The organism is Marinobacter sp. R17, assembly GCF_003789045.1.
GTDB classification, from domain to species: Bacteria; Pseudomonadota; Gammaproteobacteria; order Pseudomonadales; family Oleiphilaceae; genus Marinobacter_A; species Marinobacter_A mangrovi.
In genome coordinates, this window is sequence record NZ_RHGZ01000014.1 from 62,510 (window position 1) to 89,239 (window position 26,730).

Here is a 26,730-nt window from a genome sequence, read left to right on the forward strand (position 1 = left end):
CAAACGCCACGTTTTTTCACACCTCCAGGAAACGGGCTTCAATAAGCGAGACGCATGCACAGGGATTGGTTCCGACTGACACGCACTGCCTGGAAGCTGGCCCTCCCCCTTATTCTCATTGCGTTCGCACTGAAATTTGCCGGCCTGCCTCAGCGCCTCGACCTCTGGCTCTACGACACCCTCGCCCTGAGCACGCCTCTCGCACCGGCCTCTAACCTGGAGCTGGTGGCTATCGACGAGAAAAGCCTGCGTGAGCTCGGCCGCTGGCCCTGGCCCCGTCAGCGCCATGCCAAGCTCATCGAGCGCCTGACGGAGGCCGGAGCCAACGTCATCGTCTTCGATGTGCTGTTCAGCGAAGCCGGTCCCGGTGATGATGCCCTGGCGGCCGCCATGAAGGCGCATGGCAAGGTCGTCCTGCCGGTTCACTTATACCCGTCCACCGCCGACGCCCCGCTCACCGAACAGCTACCGACACCGCAATTGACCCAGGCCGCCGGGGCGCTCGGCCATGTCCATGTGGAGTTGGATGAAGACGGCATCGCCCGCGGCCTCTACCTCTACAGCGGTCTCGGCGAGGCCACCTGGCCGGCGTTATCCGTGGCCGCCGCACAACTCGGTGGCAGCGATGTGCCGGCCCGCAACTCGGGTGAGAATCAGGCGTCCCCCTACGTGAATGTCCGTAGCCAGTACGCCTATATTCCGCTTTCGGGACGCGTCGGGACAATATCCACCACGTCCTACAGCGATGTGTTGCAGGGGCGGGTGTCCATGGACCGCTTCGCCGGCAAGACGGTCTTTGTCGGTGCGACAGCCCCGGGCTTTGGTGATGTACTGCCAACGCCGCTGTCTGGCCTGGCAGCCCCCATGTCCGGCGTCGAATTCCATGCCAATGCCTTTTCCGCCCTGGTCCAGAACAAGCTGATGATCACCATGCCGCCCTATCAGCAATGGCTGCTGCTCGTGGCGATCATCCTGTTCATCAGCCTGGCCCTGCCCCAGCTTAAACCGTCCCATACCCTGTGGGTCTGCCTGATGACCAGCGCATTGCTGTTGCTCGCGACCACTTTGCTGTACCGGCATGCCAATGTCTGGATTCCAGTCTCCCAATCGCTGCTGATCCCGCTGATCGCCTACCCGCTTTGGAGTACCCGCCGCCTGACGCTGCTCAATACGTTTCTCAACCGTCAGCTCGATCTCCTCAGCCGCGATCCCGGTCTCGGCCTCAAGGAACCCAACGATCATCAGCCGCTACGCGTCCTGGAAGACCTTTCCCAGCTCTTGCAGGCCCGTGGCTGGTGGCTGTCCCAGGATGACGACGTCTTGGCCTGTCACAGCCTCTCAGAGGTGGACAGGCCGGATCGGCTGACCAATGGCCTGTGGATGCACAAGGGCGACCAGAGCTGGTTGCGCTTCAAACGCGGTGAACGGCAGTTCGATATGGGTCTGGCGCTGCCACCCAGCCTGACCCGGGAAGCCAGCCGCCGCTACCTGCAGCGGCTGCGACTGGACCATCCCGGTCATGGCGGCGGCGTGGAAAAGGACTACCCGGCCGAAAATATCGGGGCGCGCATCGAGCGGGTCCGGGGCGCCATCGAATCATTGACCGGGATGCGGGAATTCATCGGCCGCGGCTTCGAGCGCATGCCGGACGGCGTCATCGTGACCGATGCCCTGGCCACCATCCAGTTCGTCAACGGTCACATTGAGGAATGGTTCGGCGAGCCACGGCCAAGCCTCATTGGTATGCCACTGCCCGGCCTGCTCAACGCCCATGACCCCAGAGACGGCACGCCCTGGCAGGAAACCATTGCCGACACGCTGACACTCGGCCAGACCCGTACCGTCGATTTACGCGTACGCGGCATGGATCTGCTGATCCACCTGGCGCCGTTCAGCATGTCCGATCACGAGCAGCACGGCATCATCGCCAACATCTCCAATATTTCCGAGCTGCGCGAGCAGCAACGACAGCATCGGGAAGCCATCGACTTCATCTCGCACGACGTGCGCTCGCCCCTGGTCTCCCAGCTGGCCCTGATCGCCCAGCTCAAGCGGCGCCCGGAATCCATCGGCCCGGAGCAGCTGGAGCAGTTGGGCAACCTGGCTCGGCGCAGCTACCAACTGGCCGAGGAATTCGTGCAGCTGGCCCGGGCCGAGCAGTTGACCGAGACCCGGTTCTACGACTGTGAATTCCTGTCCGTGGTCGAGAACGCCCGCGACAGCGTCAGCGAACAGGCCCAGAGCAAAGGCATCGAACTCGCCCTGCACGGTCTGGACGACATCTGGCTGCGGGGCAACGCCGAGTTGCTGGAGCGAGCGGTCATCAACCTGCTGACCAACGCCGTGCAATACAGCCCACCGGGTTCCACCGTCACCATCCAGGTGTTCCGGGCCGGCCATCAGGTTTGCCTGACGATCTCCGACGAAGGCATGGGCATCGCGGCTCACGAACTGCCTCATTTGTTCGACCGTTACCGGCGCCAGAAGAGCACGGAATTATCCGGCAACCGGGGCGCCGGCCTGGGCCTGTCGTTCGTCAAAGTCGTGGTGGACAAGCACAAGGGGGAAATCAGCGTGGAGTCGAAGGAAGGCCAGGGGTCGTCGTTTACCCTGCGTCTGCCGGTGGCCGATCCGCTGGCCACCATCGCAGCTGAGACCTTAGACTCAGATTGACTTGCTCACTACCTGGGACAGGGGGCTTGTCAGCCCTTCGGTATCGATCGCCCGAACAGCAAAGTACCAGTCACCTGAATCCAGGTTTTCAATGGTATGGGTCGTGGTGCTGGCGCTTGAGATCGTAATCGTGTTGTCGAGACGATCGGCGCTGTGCCCGTAGACGATCTCGTATCCCTGAAGCTCACCCATGGCAATGCTGTCGCCATTCATGCGGGTGAGCGGTGCATCCCAGGTCAGCGTTGCCGTATGGTCAACAATGACGCCGCCGCTGTTATCGCTGGGCGTATCGGCCTCGCTCCCGTTACCGGCGACGACCGCATAGTAGGCCTGGGTGCGGGTGGAGACCTCATCCAGTGTCGCCACGACCGAGGCATTGTTCACCTCGGATTTCAGCCCTTCTGACAAAACGGCAGCTTCCAGCATGACCGATTCCACAGACAGGTTATTGCCGCCGTCGGACGCCGAAGAAAAGCTTCCCTCGTCACGAATCAGTGACTCGCTGTCCGTCAGGACTTCTTCGATGGATTGCCAGTGGTCGCCATCGACCAGTGACAAAAATGCGGCGTTGATAACGGCCAGCTGCACCGCGTCAGTACTACCGGAAAAGCCGTTGAGTCGCACCAGATCCGGCGGCGGCAACTGCAGGGTACCGGCCTGGAGACCAAAGGCCGACTCCATCTCTGCGTAGGCCCGGGTGAGACTGGTCGCGGAGAACCCCACGTCAAAGGCCTCAGCGAGAGCAACGGCCAGACTTGATAGAGGAGTCAGATAAACCTCGCGAGTGTCCGACAGGTTGACCGCACCTCGCAGCCGGAAATGATCATTCAGCGGGAAGGTCTCGCCAAAGGCTACTGCACTGGACGTGCCGGTAAAACAGGACGGTACGACGTCACAGGTCATCCGGGTAGCGCCATTGGCACGCAGTTCAACCAGGATCCAGCCAGAGGCCTTGCGCTTGATCGGCAACTGGAAACGCCCCTGCTTGTCGGTCATCACGGAGTCACCCAGAGCGCTGCCGATTTCGAAACGCCCGGTGTCCGCGTTCTTATCAAGCGTCCAGGCGGTAACGTCACCATCACTGATAATGCCCTTGATCGCGCCACCATTCAGCACGATAGACTCGGACGTGGCACTGGACGAAGTGGAGACGTCATCCGACGATCCACCGCCACCGCAGCCAACAAGCAGAAGGGATAATGTCAGACTGGCAATCCCTGCCCATGACCGATTAATGACGGTAAAAAACATGTTTTGACACCACTAATTTGACGATACAGCGTCACTGTATCCAAGCGGCGTAAAAACTAATGTGTTTTACGTCATTTTATGGTTTATTTTTTAGCCAATATTTTGACACTAATTTGGACGACGCCATGGCCAAACGCACCACTCACTTCGCCATCCGACGATTCCGGCCGGAATTCGACTGCGCAGCCATCGGCGCCCTGTACAGCCAGTCGATCATCGAACAGGGCGCGACAAGCTATGAACCGGACGTGATCGAGGTCTGGCGCCAATGGGGCGAAAGTACCCAGGCCATCGCCCTGACCCTGAGCCAGGGGCAAACCCTCATCGCCCAACACAGCGGCCGGATCGCAGGCTTCGCCCAGCGACAGCCGCACGACCACATCAATATGCTGTACACCCACCCGGACTTCGCGCGCCGCGGCATCGCCTCGGCGTTACTTGAAGAGCTGCTGATATCCGCCCGCCGTGACGGAGTGCGGGAACTGTCGGCGGACGCCAGCCGGGTATCCAGACCGCTATTCGAGAAGCACGGCTTTAAAGCGGGTGAAGCGGAATGGATCGAGAGGGAGAATTTGAGGATTGAGCGCTTTCCGATGACGTATTTGCTGGATGACGACTAAAGCACCCAGTTGGAGTGGAGCTGGAGCTTTAACAGGGACCGAGGGCAGGCTGGGCTGACAAATGAAGCCCAACACAAGCGCATACCGGACGCTCCTGTTATCGCGAAAATGCATGGAGCATGGGCGCTTGGCGACCATCAAGCTGAATGAGAGCGGCGACAAGCCCCGATTGTTGGGCTTCCTGCGTCAGCCCAACCTTGTATCTGTCCATGAACTTTGGCTAGCTACCAGAGTTCACCTGGAAGCCGGGTATATAGCGCCCAACCTGAGGGCATAGACCCTGCGTTGTAGATGTAACCCGGCTTCCTCTTTATCGCACTCTGAATGGTATCCGAGTCCCTGGCCACGCCAGAGAGGCTGCATGTACAAGGCGAGATGACGATATGACGGCACAGATTGGTATTGATGTCAGCAAGAATAAACTGGACGTCTGCTGGCTGAGAGATCCGAACACCCTCAAGCTGAAGACTCGGATCTTTGGGAACGACAAGCCGGCCTTTGGAGAGCTCATCCAGTGGCTGTGCAAGCAAACCGGACAGGCACCGGAGTCGATCCACGTGATGATGGAGGCCACCGGGGTGTATCACGAGGCCCTGGCCTATGCCCTATATGACGCCGGCATGACGGTGTATGTGAGCAACCCGCACCGGGTGAGCGAGTTCGGCAAGAGCCTGGGGCGGCGCTCGAAGACAGACAAGCGGGACAGCATCATCCTGGCCCGATTCCTCGACAGCCGTGCCCACCAGCCGTGGCAGCCGGAGCCCTTCGAAGTTCGCCAACTCAAAGCGCTGCTGAGCCGCCTGGATGCCCTGGATACGGACATCCAGCGTGAATACAACCGCCAGGAAAAGGCACAGATCCAAGACGCGTCCAAGGCGGTCCAGGACTCTATCCGCAAGATGATCCAGACCTTGGAAGAGGAGCGGCACCGGGTGGAGCGGCAGGTGGATGATCATTTTGACGATCACCCGGGGCTGAAGAACGACCGAGAACTGCTGAAGAGCATTCCGGGGATTGGCCGCGTCCTGTCGGCCGAACTGACGGCCATGCTGCGCAGTCGGGACTTCCGCCATGCCAGTGAACCCGCCGCGTTCGCCGGCCTGGTGCCGGTGATGCGTGATTCCGGAACATCCGTCCACAAGCGCCCCGTGATGAGCAAAGCCGGCAATGGGCGTTTACGCGCCAAACTCTATATGGGAGCCATTGTGGCGACTCGGCACAACAGGCGGATCAAAGGACACTACGAGCGTCTGCTGGCGCGAGGCAAAGCCAAGATGAGCGCCTTGGGCGCCGCTATGCGAAAACTGGTGCAGATGGCCTACGGCGTGCTGAAGCACCAGCAAGGCTACGATCCTCAGTGGGCAGCGTAAGCCCATTGAGGACTGTAGGGACAGATGGTATCTACGATACTGACTCGCCTGCTACATTTTAAAGCCCGGGCACAAACAAAAAAGGCCAGTCCTCGGACTGGCCTTTCTCATATTGGTAGCGGGGAGCAAGTGCGATGAAGCACTTGCGGCAACGCCATTTCCGCGCGAAGCGCCAAAAAAGGAGTTGACTCACAAAGCCCCCAGGAACAAAAAAGGCCAGTCCTCAGACTGGCCTTTCTCATATTGGTAGCGGGGGCTGGATTCGAACCAACGACCTTCGGGTTATGAGCCCGACGAGCTACCAGACTGCTCCACCCCGCATCAAAACGGCTTTTAACTTTAGACCGAGAACTCTGGAAGCGTTCCCGGCAACACCCAACTTTGGGTAAACGTGGTAGCGGGGGCTGGATTCGAACCAACGACCTTCGGGTTATGAGCCCGACGAGCTACCAGACTGCTCCACCCCGCATCAAACTTTTAGAAATCAAGCACTTCGTGAATGTGCCCTTGATCTCAGTGGCGCGAATAATACGGCCTTGCGGGGTGGGTGTCAAACGTTTCTCGTAGCGGATTTCACACATTGTAAAACCACGCATCAGTTCCGGCGCCGGGCTTGCCAATTGACGCATTACAGGTTATTCAGAAAGATCATAAATGGACGATACGATCAGCACGCCTTGTGCTGAGCCTTTCACCGGACCTGTCATGCCGTCATCCGATCACAAACATGCCACTCATCGTCTGGAGGCCTTGATTCAGCAGGCCCGCCGCAATGAAGCCATCGCAGCGAAGCTGTTCGACATTGAACTGGATATGCTGCGGGCGGCTGAACTGAGCCAGTTCGCTGACGGGCTGACCGAACAGGTCCGGGATCGATTTGAACTGGATGAGGTCTGGTTTGCGCTGACGGATATCGAAGACAACCGCCGCATCCTTGCGCTGCTGGGCGAACAGGGTGGCCTTTCCGAGCGCCTGCTGGTGAGTGCGGTCGACTTTCTCCGCCTGACCGAAAACAGTGATACGCCGGTTCTCCGCGACAACATCCGTCCCCTGCAGACGCTCGTTCCACGCCACCTACGGAGCCGTATCCGCTCACTGGCCATTCTGCCCCTGCAGATGGAGGGACGACTGATCGGCGCTCTGATACTGGGATCCGGCGACGTCACGCGCTATCAGCCGGAGATGGAATCCTTCTTCCTCCACCAGCTGGCGATCAAGGCCTCTGCCGGCTTGACCAGCATATGGGCGCGGGAGCAACTTCGCCTGCTCGCCACACGTGACCCGTTAACCGGCCTGCGCAATCGACGGGATATGGAAGCGGTGCTGGGACAGGAACTGGGCCGATCACAGCGTCAAGAGCAGCCACTCGCCCTGCTCTTTCTCGACCTGGACGACTTCAAGACGGTCAACGACACCTGGGGGCACGAAGCCGGCGATGCCTGCCTGGTCCACGTGGCCCGCCGAATGCAATCTCTGATGCGCCGGGATGACAGCCTGTTCCGCTTCGCTGGCGATGAATTTATCGCTTTACTCCCCGGACAGACGGAAGAGCGGACGGAACAGATCGCCAGCCGGATGCAGGACGATCTTAAATCAAATCCGGTGACGATCCGTGGGGAGGCGGTTTCGGTCAGCTTCAGCTACGGCATCGCCTGTATTCGCCCGGAAACCAACACCACGACGGAAGAACTTCTGCGACTGGCCGACCAGCGACTTTATGAAATGAAGCGACGCGCACCGGCCTGATGCGAGCGCGATGCAACCAACACCTTAGACGTCAAACAGATCTGTGGGAAAGACAGGGGCCGAAGCCGTTGCCGCACCAACGCTCTCCAGCGCTTCCCTGACAGGACGAAACGAGCGACGATGGACAGGCGTCACGCCCAGACGCGCCAGGGCTTCAAGGTGAACCGGGGTCGGATATCCCTTGTGGGCACCGAGGCCATAGCCGGGGTAATGATCTTCCAACGCCAGCATCTCCTGATCGCGCGCCACCTTGGCGAGGATCGACGCGGCACTGATGGCAGCGACGCGGCTGTCGCCCTTGACCACCGGCTCACTGGGCCAGCACCACTTCGGACAGCGGTTACCGTCGACCAGCACATGTTCTGGCGCCGGTCGCAAGCCACCCACGGCCCGCTCCATCGCCAGCATCGTCGCCTGATAGATGTTCAGTTCGTCGATCTCATGCACTTCGCAGCGCCCCAAACACCAGGCCAGCGCCTTTTCCCGGATTTCACCAGCCAGGGCCTCGCGGCGCCGCTCTGTCAGCTTCTTGGAGTCGGTCAGGCCTTCGATCGGCCGGGCCGGGTCAAGAATAACCGCGGCAGTGACGACAGGCCCCGCCAGCGGACCTCGCCCCACTTCATCGACACCGGCCAGTAAATCGCCCTGATACGCCGCCACAAACGGCTGTCCGACCAGACTAGCGGCGGCCATCGACGCCCCCTTCAATCAGCGGCACCAAGGCCTCGGCCGCGCGTTCATTGGCATTGCGGCGCAACATATCATGCAATTCGGAGAAAGCCTCTTTGAGCGCGTCAATGTCCGGCCCCGGCGTCAGCCGGTCCAGTACCGCCTGACCAAGCGCTTCAGGAGTCGCCTTATCCTGTAGCAGCTCGGGCACCAGCTCCCGACGGGCGAGCAGGTTGGGCAGCGCGACGTGCGGCACCTTAACGAGGTGAGAAGCAAGAAAGTAGGTAAAGCTGTTCAGACGATAGCCCACCACCATGGGTTTCTTGAGCAGCATCGCTTCCAGCGTGGCGGTTCCGGAAGCCAGCAACACCACATCAGCTGCAGCCATGACATCCCTTGAACGCCCCAAAACCAGACGCACCGGCAGCTTGACGTCCATCGCGTCGAGCAGTGCTTCCAGTTGCATTTGCCTTGCACGATTCACACAGGGAATGACCAGTTGAAGATCCGGTGTACGGGACTGCAGCCAACGCGCCGCTGCAAGGAAAAGCTCGCCGAGCCTCTCCACTTCACCAGCGCGACTGCCGGGCAATATGGCCAGCACCGGCGCAGACGCGTCAAGCTCCAGCGATTGTCGGTACGCCTGGGTGTCCGGCTCCATCGGAATCGCATCGGCCAGCGGATGCCCGACACAAGCCACAGGCACATCGTGCTCTTCGTAGAACCGGGCCTCGAAGGGAAACAGCGTGAGCATCTTGTCCACCGCCCGCGCAATCTTGTGGATGCGCTTACGGCGCCAGGCCCAGACGGACGGGCTGACGTAGTGTGCGGTGCGGATCCCGGCCTCGCGCAACTGCAACTCCAGGCCGATGGTAAAGTCCGGGGAATCAATGCCGATGACGATGGCCGGCGGCGTGGTCAGGAAGTAGTCGCGCACTCGCTTGCGAATGGAGACCAGCTCTCGCAGACGCTCGAGCACCTCCACCAGCCCCATGACGGACAACCGATCCATGGGCACCAGGGAGTGAAAGCCCTCGGCCTGCATCTCTTCACCACCAATGCCGGCAAAGCGGGCATTCGGATAGCGCCGGCGCAACGACTGGATAAGCCCGGCGCCCAAAATATCGCCGGACGCCTCGCCCGCGACGATACCGATGGTGAACGCACGCTCGCTGATAATGGAGGCTTTCGGGGACGCGGCCTCGTGCTTGACTGAGACCGCAGGGAAAGGCGGGGATTCCGTCACGGTCACCCCGTTATCGAACGATACCGCGATGCGCGATGCGCAGGGATTCGATCAGCGCATCAAGCTCAGGCTGACCGGAGAAATCCCGCTCCAGTACCTCAAGGGCCTGTGCCAGGGTGTGCCCCTGCCGGTAGATCACCTTGTAGGCCCGACGCAACTCGGTGATCACCTCACGGCTGAAACCGCGCCGTTTGAGGCCCTCGGCGTTCAAACCATGAGCAGACGCCGACTGGCCACTGGCCATGATATAAGCCGGAATGTCTTTCAGGACGATACTGCCGCCAGCGCTCATACTGTGGGCGCCGATATGGCAGAACTGATGCACCATCGTGCCCCCGCCCAGAATCGCCCAGTCACCCACCGACACGTGGCCGGCCAGGGTCGCGCAGTTCGCCAGGATGGTGTTATCACCCACAACGCAATCGTGCGCCACATGCACATAGGCCATCAGCAGGTTGTTGCTGCCAATCACCGTTTCACCCCGATCCTGGACCGTGCCACGGTGGATGGTGCAGTTTTCACGGATCTCGTTGTTGTCACCGATAATCAGCCGCGTCGGCTCACCGGCGTACTTCTTGTCCTGGCACTCTTCGCCCACACTGCAAAACTGGAAAATGCGGTTATTGCGGCCGATGACGGTCGGCCCCTTGATCACCACATGGGACAGAACTTCCGTACCGTCGCCAATTTCCACATCGGGTCCCACATAACTGAAGGGACCCACGGTCACGTCCTTCCCCAACTTCGCTCCGGGATCAACGATCGCCTGAGGATGGACTCCCGACCAGACCTGTGTCGCCATCAAACTTCTCTCTCAGCGGTCATGATTTCCGCGACGCAGGCAACCTTGTCATCCACCAGCGCGCGGCAGTCAAACTTCCAGATGCCGTGCTTGTCCGAAATGAAACGGGACTCAAGACGCAACTGGTCTCCCGGTACCACCGGCCGCTTGAAGCGTGCCTTACTGGAACCGGCGAGGTAGTGTATCACGCCATCGGACGGTTTCCGGTCGACAGTCACAAACCCGAGAATCCCTGACAACTGCGCCATGGCCTCAATAATGAGCACACCCGGCATGATCGGCTTGCCTGGGAAGTGTCCGTTGAAGAACGGCTCGTTAATCGAAATGTTCTTGTAGCCGACAATGGACTGCCCTTTCTCGACTTCCGTGACGCGATCCACCAGCAGGAACGGATAGCGGTGGGGCAGGAATTCCATAATTTCTTCAATATGCATCATCAGGTACGGCCTCAGGCTCGTTTAAGCAGTTTCTTCTCTAACTCGCGCAATTTCCGCGCCAGATCATCCAGCTGACGGAAGCGCACGACGCTCTTTTGCCACTTGCGGTTTGTATCCACGCCGGTACCTGACGAGTAAACACCCGGTTCCTTCAGACTGCGTGTCACCATCGTCATGCCGGTCAGGTGCACGTTGTCGGCAATCTCGAGATGTCCACCCACACCGGATGCGCCACCAAAGACGCAGTGCCGTCCCACCCGGGTACTGCCGGCTATCCCGGTCAGTGCCGCCATAGCCGTGTGGTCACCGATGCTCACGTTATGGGCAATCTGGATGAGATTATCCAGTTTGACGCCATCGCCGATGACGGTGTCGTCCAGCGCGCCGCGATCAATTGTCGTGTTGGCGCCGATCTCCACATCATCGCCGATGACCACGCCTCCAACCTGGGCGATGCGATGCCAGACGCCTTTTTCATTGGCGAATCCAAACCCCTGGGAACCGATCACGGCCCCGCTCAGGATCAGGCAACGCTTGCCGACGACGACGTCGTGATAGAGCGTCACCCGCGGGTTGAGTCGGGACCCTTCCCCGACCCGGCAGCGCTGACCGACCACACAACCCGCACCAATCACCGCATGATCAGCGATCGACACGTCTGCCTCGATAACCGCCTGGGGACCGATCCAGGCTGTTTCGGCAATCGTTGCCGACGGATCAACCACAGCCGAGGGATGAATGCCGGCCTCAGGATTGGGCTCGGGATCAAACCAGTGGCTCAACCGAGCATAACCGAGGTAGGGATTGTCCAGTAACAGGACATTGGTCGGACACTCGTCAGCCATGTCCGGCGAGACGATCACGGCCGTAGCTTGCGTCTCCTTGAGATAGCGGCCGTAGGACGGGTTGGCCAGGAAAGAGATCTGGCCCTCTCCCGCAGACTGCAGCGTCGCAATGCCGCTGATCTGGACCGATTCATCCCCGATTACGCGGCCGCCCAGTGCCTGTGCAATGTCGCCCAGCGTATGGACTTTGTTCGTCATGATTCACTCCACCCTGTCTTGGGATACTGCTTCGGGCTCACCGTCGCAAATACACAGGACGCGGACAGCTTCCCTTGTGCCAGCCACCAGACCTGAAAAGCCCCTGAAAAGGTGACGGGTCGCCTCGCCTCCCTATTGAGGGCGAAATACAACCCGCCCCTGGACAGGGGCTCTTCGCCAAAACGAGTCGCCCGAAAAACACCGCCGAATCCTGCCAGAGGCCCCGCAGCGGGACAATGGCTGGAACCCCCTGATTCGGGGGCGCTCACGTCGTTTTCAGGCAGCGACCCATCGACTTATTTGTTGAGTTTCTTGATCAACTCTTTGGTCAGGTCCATATCCGGCTTGGCATAGACAACGGCTTCGCTCGGCAGCACCAGATCCAGGTCATGCTCTTCAAGCAGTGCCTTCACGGCCGCATCCACCTGCGGACGGGCGTCTTCGAGGAACTTCTGCTTGCGGCTGTTGACGGTTGAGTCCAGACGGTTCTTGAGATACTGGAATTCCTGGACCTTGTCCTTGAATTTGCCCGACAGCTCGTTGCGCTCGGACTCGTTCATCATAGCACCGTCTTTTTCCAGACGTTCCTTGAGCTTGCGAGCTTCTTCCTGGGCGTCCCGGACTTTCTGTTCATCGTCACTGAACTCGGACTGAAGCTGTTTGCTGAATGCCTGCGCGTCATCCGAAGAAAAAAGAGCGCGGCGCAAGTCCACGACACCAATCTTGGTGTCGGCCAGTGCCGGCACCGCCAGCATCAAGGCCAGGGCTGCGACCATCATCTTCTTCATCATGCTGAAAACTCCTGTTCATTCGTCTTGTACTGCGCATTGTACCGATTGCGCTTAGCGATTTGAGCCCGGCGATTAATAAGTTTGCCCCAGTGAGAACTGGAACACCTGCGTATCGTCCCCGGATTTGTCGTTCAGAGGCTTGGCCAGACTGAACGCCAGCGGGCCAATCGCGGTAATCCACTGGAAGCTGATACCGGCCGACGTACGGACTTCACCCATTTTCGGGCCAGACCCACTGCTTGTATTAAAGACCTGACCGGCGTCCAGGAAGAACGCCGTTCGCATGGACCGGGTATCGCCGGCAAACGGTGTCGGGAAGATGAGCTCCATGCTGCCTTCGGTCAGCAGGTTACCGCCGAACGGATCCGGATCGGAGTTGTCACCATCGGCATTGGTAGCACGCGGCCCGAGAGAGTTGGCCTCATAACCCCGAACCGAACCGTAGCCACCGGCAAAGTAGTTCTCATAGAACGGCAGCTCACTGTTGTTGCCGTAGCCATCGCCGTATCCAACGTCCGTCCGCGTATGGAAAACCCAGGTCTGGTTGTCGTTAAGCGGCTGATAGAAGTTGGTCCGATGAGACGCTTTGTAATACGTCAGGTCGCTGCCCGGCACCGCCACATCCAGCGAAATCGACTGGCTGAAGCCCGCGGTTGGCAAGACGCCGCGGTTTAGCGAGTTGCGACTCCAGCTACCGGTCAGATGGAAAGTATCGGCGGTATCGCCGTATTCATCGATGAACTTCGTCACTTCCTGAGCCGGATAGTCGTCAAGCTTGATCTTGGTCCGGGTATAACCGGTGCCGAAGTTCAGTCGGGTGATGCTGTCGATGGGATAGCCGAAGTCGATGCTGCCACCGTACTCGTCCAGCAGATAAGACGTAATGTCCTCTTCATCGTAATCGGTCTGCCGGCCGTACAGGCTGAAGCCGCGGCTGACGCCGTCGACGGTGTAGTACGGGTTGGTGTAAGAGAACTTGGCGCTCTTCACCGAATCACTATGGGTGGCGCCGATGGTGACCTGTTTGCCGGTGCCGAAGAAGTTCTTCTCGGAGACGCTGGCCCCCAGGATCACGCCGGAACTCTGCGAGAAACCCAGCGAGGCGGAGAGGCTGCCCGTAGGCTGCTCTTCCACGGTGTAATTGACGTCGACCTGATCATCGTGACCCGGCACGCGGACGGTTTCCACGTCCACGGTTTTGAAGAAACCCAGTCGTTCCAGTTTCGTCTTGGAGTATTCGATCAGATCGGTCGAAGCCACGCCGCCTTCCATCTGCACCATTTCCTGGCGCAGAACCTCGTCACGGGTGCTGACGTTCCCCTTGAAGTTGACCCGGCGAACGTAGGCACGCTTACCCGGCTCAACATAGAACGTCACCGATGCGGTGTGATCATCGTGAGTTTCCGGCACCGCGTTGACGTTGGCGAAGGTGTAGCCTTCCTTGCCCAGACGACGGGAAAGACGTTCGGACGTATTGGTCAGCGCCTGCTGTGAGTAGGTATCGCCGGACTTCAGCTTGATCAGATCACGCAGTTCGCTTTCTTTCAGGATCAGGTCACCACGCAGTTTGATGTCCGAGATGGTGTACTTCGGCCCCTCATTAATCGCGATGGTGATGAAGACGTCTTTCTTGTCCGGAGAGATGGAGACCTGACTGGACTCCACGTTGAAATCGATATACCCGCGGTCCAGATACCAGGAGCGCAACGTTTCCAGATCGCCGCTCAAACGTTCGCGAGCGTACTTGTCGGAGTTGGTGATCGAGGCCCACCAGTTGGATGTTTCCAGTTCGAACTGGTCGAGTAGCTGTTCGTCGGAGAAGGATTCGTTGCCAATGATATTGATATGACGGATCGAGGCGACTTCGCCCTCGTTGATGTCCAGCTTGATCGCCACCCGGTTGCGGGGCAGTTCTTCCGCCGTCGCCTTGACCCGGGCACTGTAGCGGCCCTGGGCCACATAGGAGCGCTGGATTTCCAGCTCGAGTCGCTCCAGGGTGGCGCGCTTGAAGACCTGCCCTTCCTTCAGGCCGGCACTGTCCAGGGCCTGCTTGAGCGCATCGGTCTCGATCGCCTTGTTCCCTTCAATATCGATGGAACTGATGGCTGGCCGCTCCTTGACGGTCAGGACCAGGACGTCATCGTCCCGGCTGGCGCTCAGATCCGTAAACAGCCCGGTACCGAACAGGTTCTTGATCGCATCCGCCAGTGACACTTCGTCGACCGGCTCACCGATATCAACGGGGAAGGCACCAAATACGGTCCCGGCGGACACCCGCTGCAATCCTTCGACTTCGATATCGGATACGACAAACTGGTCAGCCAGAGCCGATGGCAGGACCCCTACTGTGGAAATGAGGCCTACTGCCACACTCAGAAGAGAACGTCTCATTCAGATAATTCGCCTGTTTATGCGCGTACGGAAGGTCGTGATTCTCACAACCGCATCAGGTCGTTGTAAAGAGCAAAGACCATCAATGTCAGGATCATGGCCATCCCTATTCTCACTCCGGCCGCCTGCACCTGCTCGGAGAGCGGTTTGCGCCGGATGGCCTCCAGGCTGTAGAAGATAATATGGCCGCCGTCCAGAACGGGAACCGGCAACAGGTTCAGCACGCCAAGGCTCACGCTCAGATACGCCAGGAACTGGATGAAATCCTCGAACCCGGAGCTCACGCTTTGCTCGGCAACGCGGGCAATGGTAATGGGGCCGCTGAGATTATTCAAAGACAGCAACCCGGTCACCATTTTCTTGATGGCGATCAGAGTCAGGCGGGTGTCCCCCCAGGTCTCACCCACCGCATGCGGAATAGCTGCCAGGACACCGTATCGGGTATTCCGCATCATGTCGTCCGGCCAGTCGACCGGCTTGACCCCGGCACCAACCAGACCAATCACCTGACCGTCCTCGGTTTCGTGTCTTGCAGGCGTGACATCCACCTGCCGCTCCTGCCCATCACGCGTCAGCGTCAATGTCAGTGTTTTCTCGGGCGACGCCTGGATCTTCTTGACCAGAGCGAACCAATCCTCCACCGGTGTACCGTTAACCGCTTCGATATGATCGCCGGCCTTCAGACCAGCCGCTTGTGCACGGCCACCCTCCATAACCTGGCCGAGCACCGCTGGCACATCCGGGCGGTATGGCGCGATACCAAACAGGTCGATCGGATTGGGTTCATCCTGATCCAACCGCCAGCCCTGGAGATCGGCCGAATGCTCGCTGGTCCGGCCATCTTCCCGGACGGTCATGCGAACCTGGCCATATTCACCGGCACGTTCCAGTAACGAGGCGCCGATGTCGCGCCAGTTGGCTGCCGGCTCGCCGTCGACGCTGATGATTTCCATGCCGGGCGACAACCCCATGCGTTCGGCCACACTGCCCGGCTTGACGTCCCCCACCACCGGCGCGACTGTGGTGACGCCCACGACGCTCAACAACCAATAGGCGAAGATGGCAAACAGGAAATTGGCGGCAGGACCGGCGGCGGCAATGGCGATGCGCTTGCCGGGGGACTTCCGGGTGAAGGCCTGGTCGAGCTGATCATCGGGCACCGGCCCTTCCCGCTCGTCCAGCATCTTGACGTAGCCGCCCAGCGGAATGGCGGCCACCGCAAACTCGGTGCCGTGCCGGTCGTACCGGGAAAACATGGGCTTGCCGAAGCCGACAGAAAACCGCAAAACCTTCACGCCACACCGGCGGGCCACCCAGAAGTGCCCGTATTCGTGGATGGTGACCAGGATGCCCAGGGTCACGATGAGCGCAAGCGCTGATTCAATAAACTGCATGTTGCTCCGGATTCAAACCAGGTTAAGGCCGACCTGCCGGGGGCAGGCTCCGACCGTGACGATGCCCGTCGTCACACGCCTCTTTATAGCGGCCGACCGCCTCGGGAAAGACACCCGCCAGGAGACCGACCTTACTTGAGGCCAGACACTGAGACCGCGCGTCTGCGAATCTGTTCCACAGCGAAGGCCCGGGATTCACGATCTTTTTCGAAGATAACGGAAAAACCGTCCGCGGCAACCGCCGGCAACGACGACAGAACCGATTCAATCACGGCCGGAATATCGGTAAAACGGATCTCACGACGCAGGAAGGCAGCCACCGCCTCTTCATTGGCCGCATTCAGAACGGCTGGCGCGGTACCGCCGCATTCAAACGCCTCCGCTGCCAGCCGCAGGCAGGGGAAACGCTGCAAGTCCGGCCGCTCGAAATGAAAGCGCCCAAGGGCAAACAGGTCCAGAGGAGCGACACCGGCATCAATCCTCTCCGGCCAGCCCAGCCCATTGGCGATCGGTGTTCGCATATCGGGGCTTCCCAACTGGGCCAGCACCGAGCCATCCACATACTCCACCATGGAGTGGATGATGCTTTCCGGATGCACATGCACCTCAATTTGCGACGGCCGGGTATTGAACAGCCAGCAGGCTTCGATCAACTCCAGCCCTTTGTTCATCAAGCTGGCCGAATCTACCGAAATCTTCTGCCCCATACTCCAGTTGGGATGGGCGCAAGCCTGCTCGGGAGACACATCAACCAGGGCGTCCGCCGGCGTTTCGCGGAACGGGCCACCAGAGGCGGTCAGCAATACCCGACGGACGCCAGCTCCCTGGAAATCACGCACCTGGTGCGGCGGCAGGCACTGGAAAATCGCGTTGTGTTCGCTGTCGATCGGTAGCAACTCCGCCCCGCTCTCGGCCACCGCATCCATAAACAGGGCGCCGGACATGACCAGCGCTTCCTTATTGGCCAGCAGCACCCGTTTGCCGGCGCGCACGGCAGCCAGTGTCGGCTCAAGCCCGGCCGCGCCGACGATCGCCGCCATAACGGTATCGCTGTCATCCGCATCAGCGACAGCGACCAGCCCTTCTGGCCCGGATAGAACCTCAACCTGCCAAGCCGCCGGCACCTGTTGTTGAAGCCGCACAGCGGCCTCAGGGTCGGCCATGACGGCATAGCGCGGCCGATGCCGCCGGCACAGCTCAAGCATGCTGTCGACCTGACGGCAGGCCGTCAGCGCGAAGACACGGAAACGATCCGGATGGCGGGCAATGACATCGAGCGTGCTCAGGCCGATTGAGCCCGTCGCGCCCAGGACGGTTACGTGACGCATGGTGCCCCCAGCAGGTTCATGCAATCGGACTGACCTGAAGCCAGCCCAGCAGGGTAATACACAGGGCAAAGACGGGGATGGCCGCGGTCAGGCTATCAATGCGGTCCATGATACCACCGTGACCGGGCAACAACTGACTGCTGTCCTTGATGCCCCGGAAGCGCTTGAGCATGCTTTCAAGCAAATCCCCAAGCACCGACACCGCCCCGGTAATGAGACTGACGACCAGCAGCAGTCCCGTTTCGTTGGCGCTGCAACCAATCACCAGGCTCACAATCAAAGACAGCGCCGCCACAGCGACCAGCCCGCCCCAGACGCCGGCCCAGGACTTCCCGGGACTGACCCGGGGGGCGAGCTTGGCTTTGCCGAAAGCGCGCCCCGCAAAATAGGCGCCGATATCTGCCACCCAAACCACGCAAAAGACGTAGAGCAACAGGAGCAGATTATTATCCGCATTGGCCAGATGAAAATCTCCGGAGCGCAACTGGTTCAAACCGACCCAGGCGGGGACGAGCACCAGCCCGCCCATGAGCGCCCTGACCGGAACCGGCTGCCATTGCTGGCTGCCGCCCGGATAGGCCCGTACCAACAACAGGGCAACGACCCACCAGATCACCGCCAGCACCAGGACGGTCAGCGCCGTGCTTTGCAACAACAGGAAAAGAACCAGTGCAGTGGCGAGGGCATAGCCAATGCGGGCGGGACCGGCCGTCATGCCGGCCATGTTGGCCCACTCCCAGGCACCGATGGAAATGATGATCCCGGTAAACAGGGCAAAGCCCAGTGGTGGCAGGAAAAAAATACATCCAATGGCGATCGGAGCCAGGATGAGGGCTGTGATGACACGTGTTTTGAGCACAACAGGGCTCGCTCTTGTTATTTATTTGGATTCGGAGCCAGTCGCGGCGGCCTTCTCCAGTTGATCGTCCGTCTGGCCAAAACGACGCTTGCGGCCGGCATAGGCCTCCAGTGCCGCGAGCATCTCCCGCTCGTCGAAATCCGGCCAGAACACATTGGAAAAGTGGAATTCGGTGTACGCAAGATGCCACAACAGGAAATTGCTGATGCGCTGCTCTCCGGCGGTACGGATCAGCAGGTCAGGCATGGGCAGATCACCAATGCACAGCCGCTTTTGCAGATGCTCATCGGTGATGTCGCCCGGTTGCAGGAGGCCATTCTGGACGTCCCGCGCCAGCGACTGTGCCGCCTGGGTAATATCCCAGTGCCCGCCATAGTTGGCGGCGATCACCAGCGTCATACGCGTGTTCCCGGCCGTCAATTCTTCTGCCCGGGCCATGTGCTCCTGCAGCTTGTCGTTGAACGCGGAGCGATCGCCGATAATGCGCAAGCGGATGTTGTTGCGATGCAGCTTACGGACTTCGCGTTCCAGAGCCATCAGAAACAAGCGCATCAGCGCCGACACTTCATCCTTGGGCCGCCGCCAGTTCTCACTGCTGAATGCGAACAGCGTCAGCACCTCGACGCCATTCCGGGCGCAGGTCTCGACCGTCGAGCGCACTGCGTTGACGCCGGCCTTGTGACCCGCGACTCCCGCCAGTCGGCGCAGCTTCGCCCAGCGATTGTTGCCATCCATGATGATGGCCACATGCCGCGGCGTTGAGGCCGCCGTCACCGGTATGTTGGCGGATAGACTTTCCGTCATGCCTTCCCCTGATACGTCACGGGGGCGCCGGGATCATTGTCCCCGGTCGCCCCCGGTAAATTCCAGAACAGGAATCAGACCTCCATGAGGTCGTCTTCCTTGCTCTTGAGCATCTTTTCGACTTCAGCGATGTAGCGGTCGGTCAGCTTCTGGACCTCTTCCTCGCCCTTACGCTCTTCGTCTTCGGTGATGTCCTTTTCCTTGAGCAGTTCTTTCAGGTCGTTATTCGCGTCACGCCGTGCGTTACGGATGGAAACGCGACCGTGCTCGGCGTCCGCCTTGGCCTGTTTGACCAGCTCGCGACGGCTTTCCTCGGTCAGCATCGGCATGGGCACGCGGATAATATCGCCATTGCTGGCCGGGTTCAGACCCAGGTCAGACATCATGATGGCCTTTTCGATGGCCGGGACCATGTTCTTCTCCCACGGGGCAACCGCCAGCGTACGGGAATCTTCAACGTTGACCGCAGCCACCTGTTTCAGCGGGGTTTCCTGGCCGTAGTAGTTGACCGTGACGCTGTCCAGGATGGCCGGATGCGCGCGGCCGGTGCGGATCTTGTTGAAGGCCGAGTGCAGCGCGTCCAGACTCTTCTTCATGCGCTTTTCGGCGTCTGACTTGATTTCGTTGATCACTTTGAATTCCTCAATTCAGTCCGTTGCCCGGAAAATGCGTGTTCAGGCTCGGTCGAGCCTTATTCAATCAGTGTACCTTCTGCCTCGCCCACCACGATACGGGTCAGCGCGCCGGACTTGTTCATGTTGAACACGCGAACCGGCATACCCTGGTCGCGGCACAGGCAAATGGCAGTGAGATCCATGACGCCGAGCTTTTTGTCGAGCACTTCATCATAGGTCAGGCTTTCGTATTTCTCAGCCGAGGGATCCTTGACCGGATCGGCGGAGTAAACGCCGTCGACCTTGGTCGCCTTGAGAACGACGTCGGCATCGATCTCGATGCCCCGCAGACACGCCGCCGAATCCGTCGTGAAGAAGGGGTTCCCGGTACCGGCACAGAAAATCACTACGTCGCCGTCTTTCAGGTCGCGCACGGCCCGGCGACGGTCGTAATGCTCGACAATACCACTCATCGGAATGGCGGACATAACGCGCGTGCGGATGTTGGAGCGCTCCAACGCATCCCGCATTGCCAGTCCGTTCATCATGGTTGCCAGCATGCCCATGTGGTCGCCGGTCACCCGATCCATACCCGCGGCGTTGAGCGCGGCACCCCGGAACAGGTTACCCCCGCCGATGACCAGCCCCACCTGGACACCAATACCGATCAATGCGCCGATCTCCAGCGCCATGCGATCAAGGACCTTGGGGTCAATGCCGAAATCCTGCTCACCCATCAGGGCTTCGCCGCTGAGCTTGAGAAGGACGCGTTTGTATTTGGGCTGGGACTGCGAGTGTTTCGGCATGGCGAGGGTTCCCCTAATGGCGTGAACGATGACTTGACGGCCGACAACGCCTGTCGCCGCCGAAGCTCGCCGTCGCAGACGTTATCAGGGTCAGGGCTGCATCCGGAACGGCCCGACGTCAGACCGTTCCGGATGCAACCCGCGGCGGCGCCGCCGGAACGGCGCGCGACGCGGCTTGCAGAAGCGGGATCAGGCCTTGCCAGTACCTGCCGCTGCAGCCACTTCTGCAGCGAAATCCACTTCTTCTTTCTCGATGCCTTCACCGACTTCCAGACGGATGAAACCGGCCAGTTCGGCACCCTGCTCTTTCAGCAGCGCCTTGACGGTCTGATCCGGATTCTTCACGAAAGGCTGTTCCACGAGGCTGTTTTCCTTCAGGAACTTGTTGATCCGGCCGGTCATCATCTTCTCGACGATTTCCTCCGGCTTGCCTTCCATGTCCGGCTGCGCGCGGATGATGTCCTTCTCTTTCTCGACTTCGTCCTGCGGCATTTCGTCCGGCTTGCCAACCCGCGGGTTAACCGCTGCGACGTGCATGGCGATGTCACGTGCCGTTTCAGCGTTACCGCCGGTCAGGGCCACAACAGAAGCAATCTTGCTGTTGCTGTGAACGTAGCCATCGACCACGTCGCCTTCGATCTTCAGGATGCGACGAACGGTGATGTTCTCACCGATCTTCTGGACCAGCGCTTCACGCTTGCCTTCCAGATCGCCTTCCATCAACTTGGCCACGTCAGTCTCACCGGTCTTGACCGCAACTTCCAGAACTTCGTTGGCAAAAGTCATGAAGTTATCGTCACGTGCGACGAAGTCAGTCTCGGAGTTCACTTCCAGCAACGTAGCGCTCTTGTTGTCGTCGGCAACGCTCAGCACGGCAACACCTTCAGCCGCAGTACGGCCGGCCTTCTTGGCCGCTTTCAGGCCGGAAGACTTGCGCAGCTCTTCAATCGCGTTTTCAACACTGCCCTCGGCTTCAACCAGTGCTTTCTTGCACTCCATCATGCCCAGACCCGTGCGCTCACGCAGCTCTTTGACCATTGCAGCGGTAATAGCAGCCATGTTCAATCCTCTCGTTTCAATATCCGGTCAATGACACCCGTGGTTGGGCGCCACCTCTTTAATTCGCGGGGCCGACCGGGTATGCATGCGGTCGACCCTGTGTCATTGCGAGCACCTGCAACCCTTACAAAAAAGGGGGACTCAGCCCCCCTTTTTCGTCGCTGAATCTGAATCAGCCGGTTGCACCGCCTTATTCAGCAGCCGGTGCGTCTTCTTCGCTGACTTCAACGAACTCATCAGCACCAGTGCCGCCCTGGCTCGCTTCGAGGCAGGTATCGGCAACGGCTTTCACGTAGATCTGGATCGCACGGATCGCATCGTCGTTACCCGGGATCACGTAATCGACGCCGTCCGGATCGCTGTTGGTATCGACAACGCCGATAACCGGGATGCCCAGCTTGTTGGCTTCCTTGATGGCGATGCGCTCGTGGTCCACGTCAATCACGAACAGTGCGTCCGGCAGGCCGCCCATGTCCTTGATACCGCCGATGCTGCGCTCGAGCTTGTCCATCTCACGGGTGCGCTCCAGCGCTTCCTTCTTGGTCAGCTTGTCGAAGGTACCGTCCTGGCTCTGGGTTTCCAGATCACGGTAGCGACGGATGGACTGACGGATCGTCTTGTAGTTGGTCAGCATACCGCCCAACCAGCGATGGTTGACGTACGGCTGGTTGGCGCGCTGAGCCTCTTCCTTGATGATCTTGGCCGCGGCGCGCTTGGTGCCCACGAACAGGATCTTGTTCTTGTTCTCGGCCAGCTGACGGATGAAGTTCAGCGCTTCGTCCATGGCCGGAACAGTCTGTTCCAGGTTGATGATATGAATCTTGTTGCGGGCGCCGAAGATGAACTTCGACATTTTCGGGTTCCAGTAACGAGTCTGGTGACCGAAGTGAGCGCCTGCCTTGAGCAGGTCACGCATGTTGACTTGTGCCATGATCAATACCTTTCAAACTTTGGGTTAGTCCTCCACGTGTCCAATTGCCCAACCTGCAGGATCCGATCCTGACAAGCACCCTGGGTCAACGTGTCGACACATGTGTGTTTTTTGCTGATCACTACCTAAACAAGCGTCCGGACAATGGCTTCAGCGGGCGCGTTTATACCACATGATCGCCCAAATACGCCACTTGTTTTTCATTAACGCACTACGCATTTGCCGAAGATCAAGGCCTTATAATGATGCCTATATAGAGCGGGCATATGGTCCAATTAGAAAGCGTTGCCTTGTACCATCCGTGGCACCTCCCTAAAATGGGCGCTTAATCCGTGTGAAGGAAAGCCTTACTGATGCAGGTATCGATCAAGACCCCTGAGGAAATTGAAAAGATGCGTGTGGCCGGCCGCCTGGCCGCCGATGTGCTGGAGATGATCGGTGAACACGTCAAGCCCGGCGTAACCACTGAAGAACTGGACCGCATTTGCCATGACTATATTGTCAACGTCCAGAAGGCTATCCCGGCGCCCCTGAACTACAAGGGCTTTCCGAAATCGATCTGCACGTCCGTCAACCATGTCGTCTGCCATGGCATTCCGAGCGAAAAGAAGGTGCTCAAGAACGGCGATACGTTGAATATTGACGTCACGGTGATCAAAGACGAGTTCCACGGCGACACCAGCAAGATGTTCTTCGTAGGCGAACCTAAAATTGCGGCGGAACGACTCGTGCGCATTACCCAGGAATGCCTCTATAAAGGGATCGAGCTTGTCCGCCCGGGCACCCGTCTTGGCGATATCGGCCATGTCATCCAGCAGCACGCGGAGAAAAGCCGTTATTCGGTCGTTCGCGACTATTGCGGGCATGGCATCGGGCGCGTCTTCCACGAGGAGCCTCAGGTCATGCATTATGGCCGTCCGGGCACCGGATTCGAGCTGCAGGAAGGCATGACCTTTACCATCGAGCCAATGATCAACCAGGGCAAGTACCACTGTAAACTGCTACCGGATGGCTGGACCGTGGTCACCAAGGATCACAAGCTGTCAGCCCAGTGGGAGCACACCATCCTGGTAACAGCCGATGGCCACGAAGTGCTGACGAAGCGCTCGGACGAGACGTTTTAAGCCAGCAGAGCAACCCGATCCTGCCCTATAGTGTCTCAGGCCGGGTTGCCCGGCCTGCCATTAGCCGCCGAGGCCACGACTACCATGGCGACAGCCGACGTCCTTGATACAGCCAGTCTGGAAGCCCAGATCGCCGAAGCGCCTTCACCGATCGGGCCGGCCAGGCAAGCCCTGAAGGCCACTTTCGAGACCCACGCCCAGGCGTTTCGTAACGGCGCTGATGTCCGTGAACTGGTCATGGCCCGGGCGCTTTCGGTCGATCGCATCCTGGCCCTGCTCTGGAGTCGTTACGAGTTTGCCGCATCGGACGATATTGCCCTGATTGCCGTCGGGGGTTATGGCCGCGGGGAACTCCACCCCCACTCGGATATCGACCTGCTCATTCTCACGCGCGACCAGGTCCACGAAGCGTGGCAGGAGGACCTGACCAGCTTTATCACCCTGCTTTGGGATCTGCGCCTGGATATCGGCCACAGCGTCCGCAGCATCGAGGAAAGCAAGGCAGCGGCGCGGGACGACGTCACCATCCTCACCAACTTGCTGGAAACCCGCACCATCGCCGGTCCAGACAGCCTGCGTGCGACCCTTTCGGAGCAGGTCTACTCAGACGACGTCAGCGCCGATCGAGCCTATTTCATCGCCAAGCGGGAAGAACAACGCCGTCGCCACGAAAAATACGGCGACACCGAGTACAACCTGGAGCCCAACATCAAGGGCTCGCCCGGCGGCTTGCGGGACATCCAGACCATCGGCTGGATCACCAAGCGCCACTTTGGCCTGGAGTCCATTGCCGACCTGACCCGGTTCAGCATTCTCACCGAGGAGGAATACCAGATCATCCTCAACGGCGAGAACTTCCTGTGGCGCCTTCGCTACGGCTTACAGCTGATCGCCGACCGCAACGAAAACCGCCTGCTGTTCGACCACCAGCGCGCCCTGGCCGAGATGCTTGGATACCACGACAAAGGCAAACGCCTGGGCGTGGAAATCATGATGCAGGAGTATTACCGCACGGTCCTGGCCCTGGCGGAACTGACGGACGTGATCCTGCAGTACTACGACGAGGCGATCCTGGGCTCCGACGGGAACGACGACATCCACCCGATCAACAAGCGCTTCCAGATCCGTAACGGTTACATCGAGGCCATCAACAATCAGGTGTTTGCGTACGCGCCCTATGCGCTGATGGAAATCTTCGTACTGATGGCCCAGAACCCGACTATCCGCGGTATCCGGGCAACCACCATCCGATCCCTGCGGGCCCACCGTCATTTGATCGACGACGCGTTCCGCTCCGACCTCGCGGTCACCACATTGTTCATGGAGCTGCTGCGCACACCGCACGCCCTCGACCAGACCCTGTCCTTCATGAAGAAGTACAACGTGCTGGGCCGTTACCTGCCCGAATTCGGGGCCATTATCGGGCAGATGCAGTACGACCTGTTCCATATATTCACGGTTGACGCCCACACCCTGCGGGTGATCCGCAATATGGTGCAGATGAGTGGCGACGAGGCACTCTCCAACTTCCCGCTCGCCTCACGCCTGGTACATCGCCTGCCCAAACTGGAAAACCTCTATATTGCCGGCCTGTACCACGACATCGCCAAGGGCCGCGGCGGCGACCACTCGGAACTGGGCGCCGAGGAAGCCATCGACTTTTGCGACCGCCATCACCTGAGCCAACGGGACACCCACCTGATTGCCTGGCTCGTGGAAAACCACCTCCTGATGTCGATGACCGCCCAGCGCAAGGACATCTCCGACCCGGACATCATCCACGCCTTCGCCCGGGCCGTGCCCAGTCAGGTGCACCTGGACTATCTGTACGTGCTGACGGTTTGCGACATCAGCGCGACCAATCCGAAACTCTGGAATACCTGGCGCGCCTCCCTGCTGCGCCAGCTCTACATCGAGGCCAAGCGAGCCCTGCGCCGGGGGTCAGAGACACCGGTGGACCGCAACGAGTGGATCAAGGCCACCCAATCCGAGGCCCGTGAAATCCTGCTGGCCCAGAACATTACCGACGAGCAGATCGATGCCATCTGGGATGTGATGGACGAGGACTACTTCCTGCAGGACTCCACCGTCGACATCGCCTGGCAGACCGCCGCCATTATCCGTCACGGCAACGATCCCGATCCGCTGGTCATGATCCGCGATACCCGCGGCGGGCCAACCGATGGCTTTTCGCAGATCGTGATCTACATGAAAGACCGGGCGGCTCTCTTCGCGGCCACAACCGCCGTGCTCGAACAACTTAACCTCAACATCGTTGACGCCCGCATCAGCAGCAGCGACGGCCCTTATTCCATCAGCGCCTACGTGGTGCTGGATGAACAGGGCCAGCCGCTGGGCAAGGACCAGGCGCGCAAGGAACGGGTTCGCCAGCGCCTGATTGAGGAGCTGGACGATCCCGAGGATTACCCGGACATCATCCATCGCCGCACACCGCGACAGCTCAAGCACTTCTCGTTCCCGACCCAGGTCACCTTCTCCAATGACACGGTGAACCAGCGGACCGTTATGGAAGTCATCACACCGGACCGCCCCGGTCTGCTGGCACGTATCGGCAGCATCCTGCTGGAAAACAACGTTCGGCTGACCAACGCCAAGATCGCTACGCTGGGCGAGCGAGTCGAAGACGTGTTCTTCGTCACCGACGAGGAAGGTGCACCGCTCAGTGACCCTGTCGTCTGCCAGGCCTTACAGGACGACCTGTGCCGCCAGCTGGACGAGAGCGTGGGCGTCTAAATTTTCCCAGAGAACCAA

General features: G+C 59.7%; 22 protein-coding genes and 2 tRNA genes. 6 read left to right on the forward strand and 18 right to left on the reverse strand.

Annotation, left to right across the window (positions count from 1 at the left end; genetic code table 11):
* The first annotated feature begins 54 nt into the window (after window positions 1–54).
* Window positions 55–2,673 (forward strand): CHASE2 domain-containing protein, encoded by a 2,619-nt coding sequence (locus EB809_RS11560; RefSeq protein WP_123634976.1) that lies wholly within the window; start codon window positions 55–57, stop codon window positions 2,671–2,673.
* On the opposite strand, the gene EB809_RS21070 is transcribed toward EB809_RS11560, so the two are convergent.
* A complete protein-coding gene (locus tag EB809_RS21070; RefSeq protein WP_223807926.1) occupies window positions 2,665–3,789 on the reverse strand; it encodes a fibronectin type III domain-containing protein in 1,125 nt (374 codons plus the stop codon). The genes EB809_RS11560 and EB809_RS21070 overlap by 9 nt on opposite strands.
* 260 nt (window positions 3,790–4,049) lie before the next feature.
* Here EB809_RS21070 and EB809_RS11570 point away from each other — a divergent pair, with 260 nt between their 5' ends.
* Together EB809_RS11570 and EB809_RS11575 are read left to right on the forward strand one after the other, a co-directional pair.
* A complete protein-coding gene (locus tag EB809_RS11570) occupies window positions 4,050–4,544 on the forward strand; it encodes a GNAT family N-acetyltransferase (protein WP_190294877.1) in 495 nt (164 codons plus the stop codon).
* 383 nt (window positions 4,545–4,927) lie between these two features.
* Window positions 4,928–5,914 (forward strand): IS110 family transposase, encoded by a 987-nt coding sequence (locus EB809_RS11575; protein WP_123634978.1) that lies wholly within the window; start codon window positions 4,928–4,930, stop codon window positions 5,912–5,914.
* A gap of 244 nt (window positions 5,915–6,158) precedes the next feature.
* Here the strand turns inward: EB809_RS11575 and EB809_RS11580 are convergent.
* Both EB809_RS11580 and EB809_RS11585 read right to left on the reverse strand, forming a co-directional pair.
* Window positions 6,159–6,235, reverse strand: a tRNA-Met gene (locus EB809_RS11580).
* Window positions 6,236–6,306: 71 nt separating this feature from the next.
* A tRNA-Met gene (locus EB809_RS11585) sits at window positions 6,307–6,383 on the reverse strand.
* A 236-nt stretch (window positions 6,384–6,619) separates the two neighbouring features.
* On the opposite strand from EB809_RS11585, the gene EB809_RS11590 reads away from it, so the two are divergent.
* Window positions 6,620–7,660, forward strand: coding sequence for a GGDEF domain-containing protein (locus EB809_RS11590; protein WP_190294878.1), 1,041 nt, complete (start codon window positions 6,620–6,622; stop codon window positions 7,658–7,660).
* A 24-nt stretch (window positions 7,661–7,684) separates the two neighbouring features.
* Here the strand turns inward: EB809_RS11590 and rnhB are convergent, their stop codons facing one another.
* The 15 genes from rnhB to rpsB all read right to left on the reverse strand — a co-directional run bounded on the left by rnhB (window position 7,685) and on the right by rpsB (window position 22,834).
* A complete protein-coding gene (gene rnhB, locus EB809_RS11595; protein WP_123634980.1) occupies window positions 7,685–8,353 on the reverse strand; it encodes a ribonuclease HII in 669 nt (222 codons plus the stop codon).
* Window positions 8,340–9,509, reverse strand: coding sequence for a lipid-A-disaccharide synthase (lpxB, locus tag EB809_RS11600; protein ID WP_123635030.1), 1,170 nt, complete (start codon window positions 9,507–9,509; stop codon window positions 8,340–8,342). Before lpxB ends, rnhB begins: the two co-directional genes overlap by 14 nt.
* Before the next feature lie 76 nt (window positions 9,510–9,585).
* Window positions 9,586–10,377: an acyl-ACP--UDP-N-acetylglucosamine O-acyltransferase gene (gene lpxA / locus EB809_RS11605; protein ID WP_123634981.1), complete on the reverse strand. Its 792-nt coding sequence runs from the start codon at window positions 10,375–10,377 to the stop codon at window positions 9,586–9,588.
* Window positions 10,377–10,814 (reverse strand): 3-hydroxyacyl-ACP dehydratase FabZ, encoded by a 438-nt coding sequence (fabZ, locus tag EB809_RS11610; protein ID WP_123634982.1) that lies wholly within the window; start codon window positions 10,812–10,814, stop codon window positions 10,377–10,379. The genes lpxA and fabZ overlap by 1 nt, the downstream gene beginning before the upstream one ends.
* Window positions 10,815–10,825: 11 nt before the next feature.
* Window positions 10,826–11,857, reverse strand: a complete 1,032-nt coding sequence (gene lpxD, locus EB809_RS11615; protein ID WP_123634983.1) for a UDP-3-O-(3-hydroxymyristoyl)glucosamine N-acyltransferase — start codon at window positions 11,855–11,857, stop codon at window positions 10,826–10,828.
* 296 nt (window positions 11,858–12,153) lie between these two features.
* Window positions 12,154–12,648 (reverse strand): OmpH family outer membrane protein, encoded by a 495-nt coding sequence (locus tag EB809_RS11620; RefSeq protein ID WP_123634984.1) that lies wholly within the window; start codon window positions 12,646–12,648, stop codon window positions 12,154–12,156.
* A gap of 72 nt (window positions 12,649–12,720) precedes the next feature.
* Complete coding sequence (bamA, locus tag EB809_RS11625) at window positions 12,721–15,039, reverse strand: outer membrane protein assembly factor BamA (protein ID WP_123634985.1); 2,319 nt, start codon at window positions 15,037–15,039, stop codon at window positions 12,721–12,723.
* A gap of 44 nt (window positions 15,040–15,083) precedes the next feature.
* A complete protein-coding gene (rseP, locus tag EB809_RS11630; RefSeq protein ID WP_123634986.1) occupies window positions 15,084–16,433 on the reverse strand; it encodes an RIP metalloprotease RseP in 1,350 nt (449 codons plus the stop codon).
* A gap of 131 nt (window positions 16,434–16,564) precedes the next feature.
* Window positions 16,565–17,761 (reverse strand): 1-deoxy-D-xylulose-5-phosphate reductoisomerase, encoded by a 1,197-nt coding sequence (ispC, locus tag EB809_RS11635; RefSeq protein ID WP_123634987.1) that lies wholly within the window; start codon window positions 17,759–17,761, stop codon window positions 16,565–16,567.
* A 16-nt stretch (window positions 17,762–17,777) separates the two neighbouring features.
* Complete coding sequence (locus tag EB809_RS11640) at window positions 17,778–18,620, reverse strand: phosphatidate cytidylyltransferase (protein WP_123634988.1); 843 nt, start codon at window positions 18,618–18,620, stop codon at window positions 17,778–17,780.
* 21 nt (window positions 18,621–18,641) lie between these two features.
* Window positions 18,642–19,424, reverse strand: a complete 783-nt coding sequence (gene uppS, locus EB809_RS11645; protein ID WP_123634989.1) for a polyprenyl diphosphate synthase — start codon at window positions 19,422–19,424, stop codon at window positions 18,642–18,644.
* A 74-nt stretch (window positions 19,425–19,498) separates the two neighbouring features.
* Window positions 19,499–20,056 (reverse strand): ribosome recycling factor, encoded by a 558-nt coding sequence (gene frr / locus EB809_RS11650; protein ID WP_123634990.1) that lies wholly within the window; start codon window positions 20,054–20,056, stop codon window positions 19,499–19,501.
* Window positions 20,057–20,115: 59 nt separating this feature from the next.
* Entirely contained in the window at window positions 20,116–20,844 is a 729-nt protein-coding gene (gene pyrH / locus EB809_RS11655; protein WP_123634991.1) for a UMP kinase, read from the reverse strand.
* A gap of 189 nt (window positions 20,845–21,033) precedes the next feature.
* Window positions 21,034–21,903: a translation elongation factor Ts gene (gene tsf / locus EB809_RS11660; protein WP_123634992.1), complete on the reverse strand. Its 870-nt coding sequence runs from the start codon at window positions 21,901–21,903 to the stop codon at window positions 21,034–21,036.
* 190 nt (window positions 21,904–22,093) lie between these two features.
* Complete coding sequence (gene rpsB, locus EB809_RS11665) at window positions 22,094–22,834, reverse strand: 30S ribosomal protein S2 (protein ID WP_123634993.1); 741 nt, start codon at window positions 22,832–22,834, stop codon at window positions 22,094–22,096.
* Window positions 22,835–23,187: 353 nt separating this feature from the next.
* Between rpsB and map the strand changes: the two genes are divergently transcribed.
* Both map and EB809_RS11675 read left to right on the forward strand, forming a co-directional pair.
* Window positions 23,188–23,958 (forward strand): type I methionyl aminopeptidase, encoded by a 771-nt coding sequence (gene map / locus EB809_RS11670; RefSeq protein ID WP_123634994.1) that lies wholly within the window; start codon window positions 23,188–23,190, stop codon window positions 23,956–23,958.
* Between the two features lie 84 nt (window positions 23,959–24,042).
* The gene (locus EB809_RS11675; protein ID WP_123634995.1) at window positions 24,043–26,712 is read left to right on the forward strand and encodes a [protein-PII] uridylyltransferase; all 2,670 of its coding nucleotides are present in this window, start codon (window positions 24,043–24,045) and stop codon (window positions 26,710–26,712) included.
* Window positions 26,713–26,730: the final 18 nt, after the last annotated feature.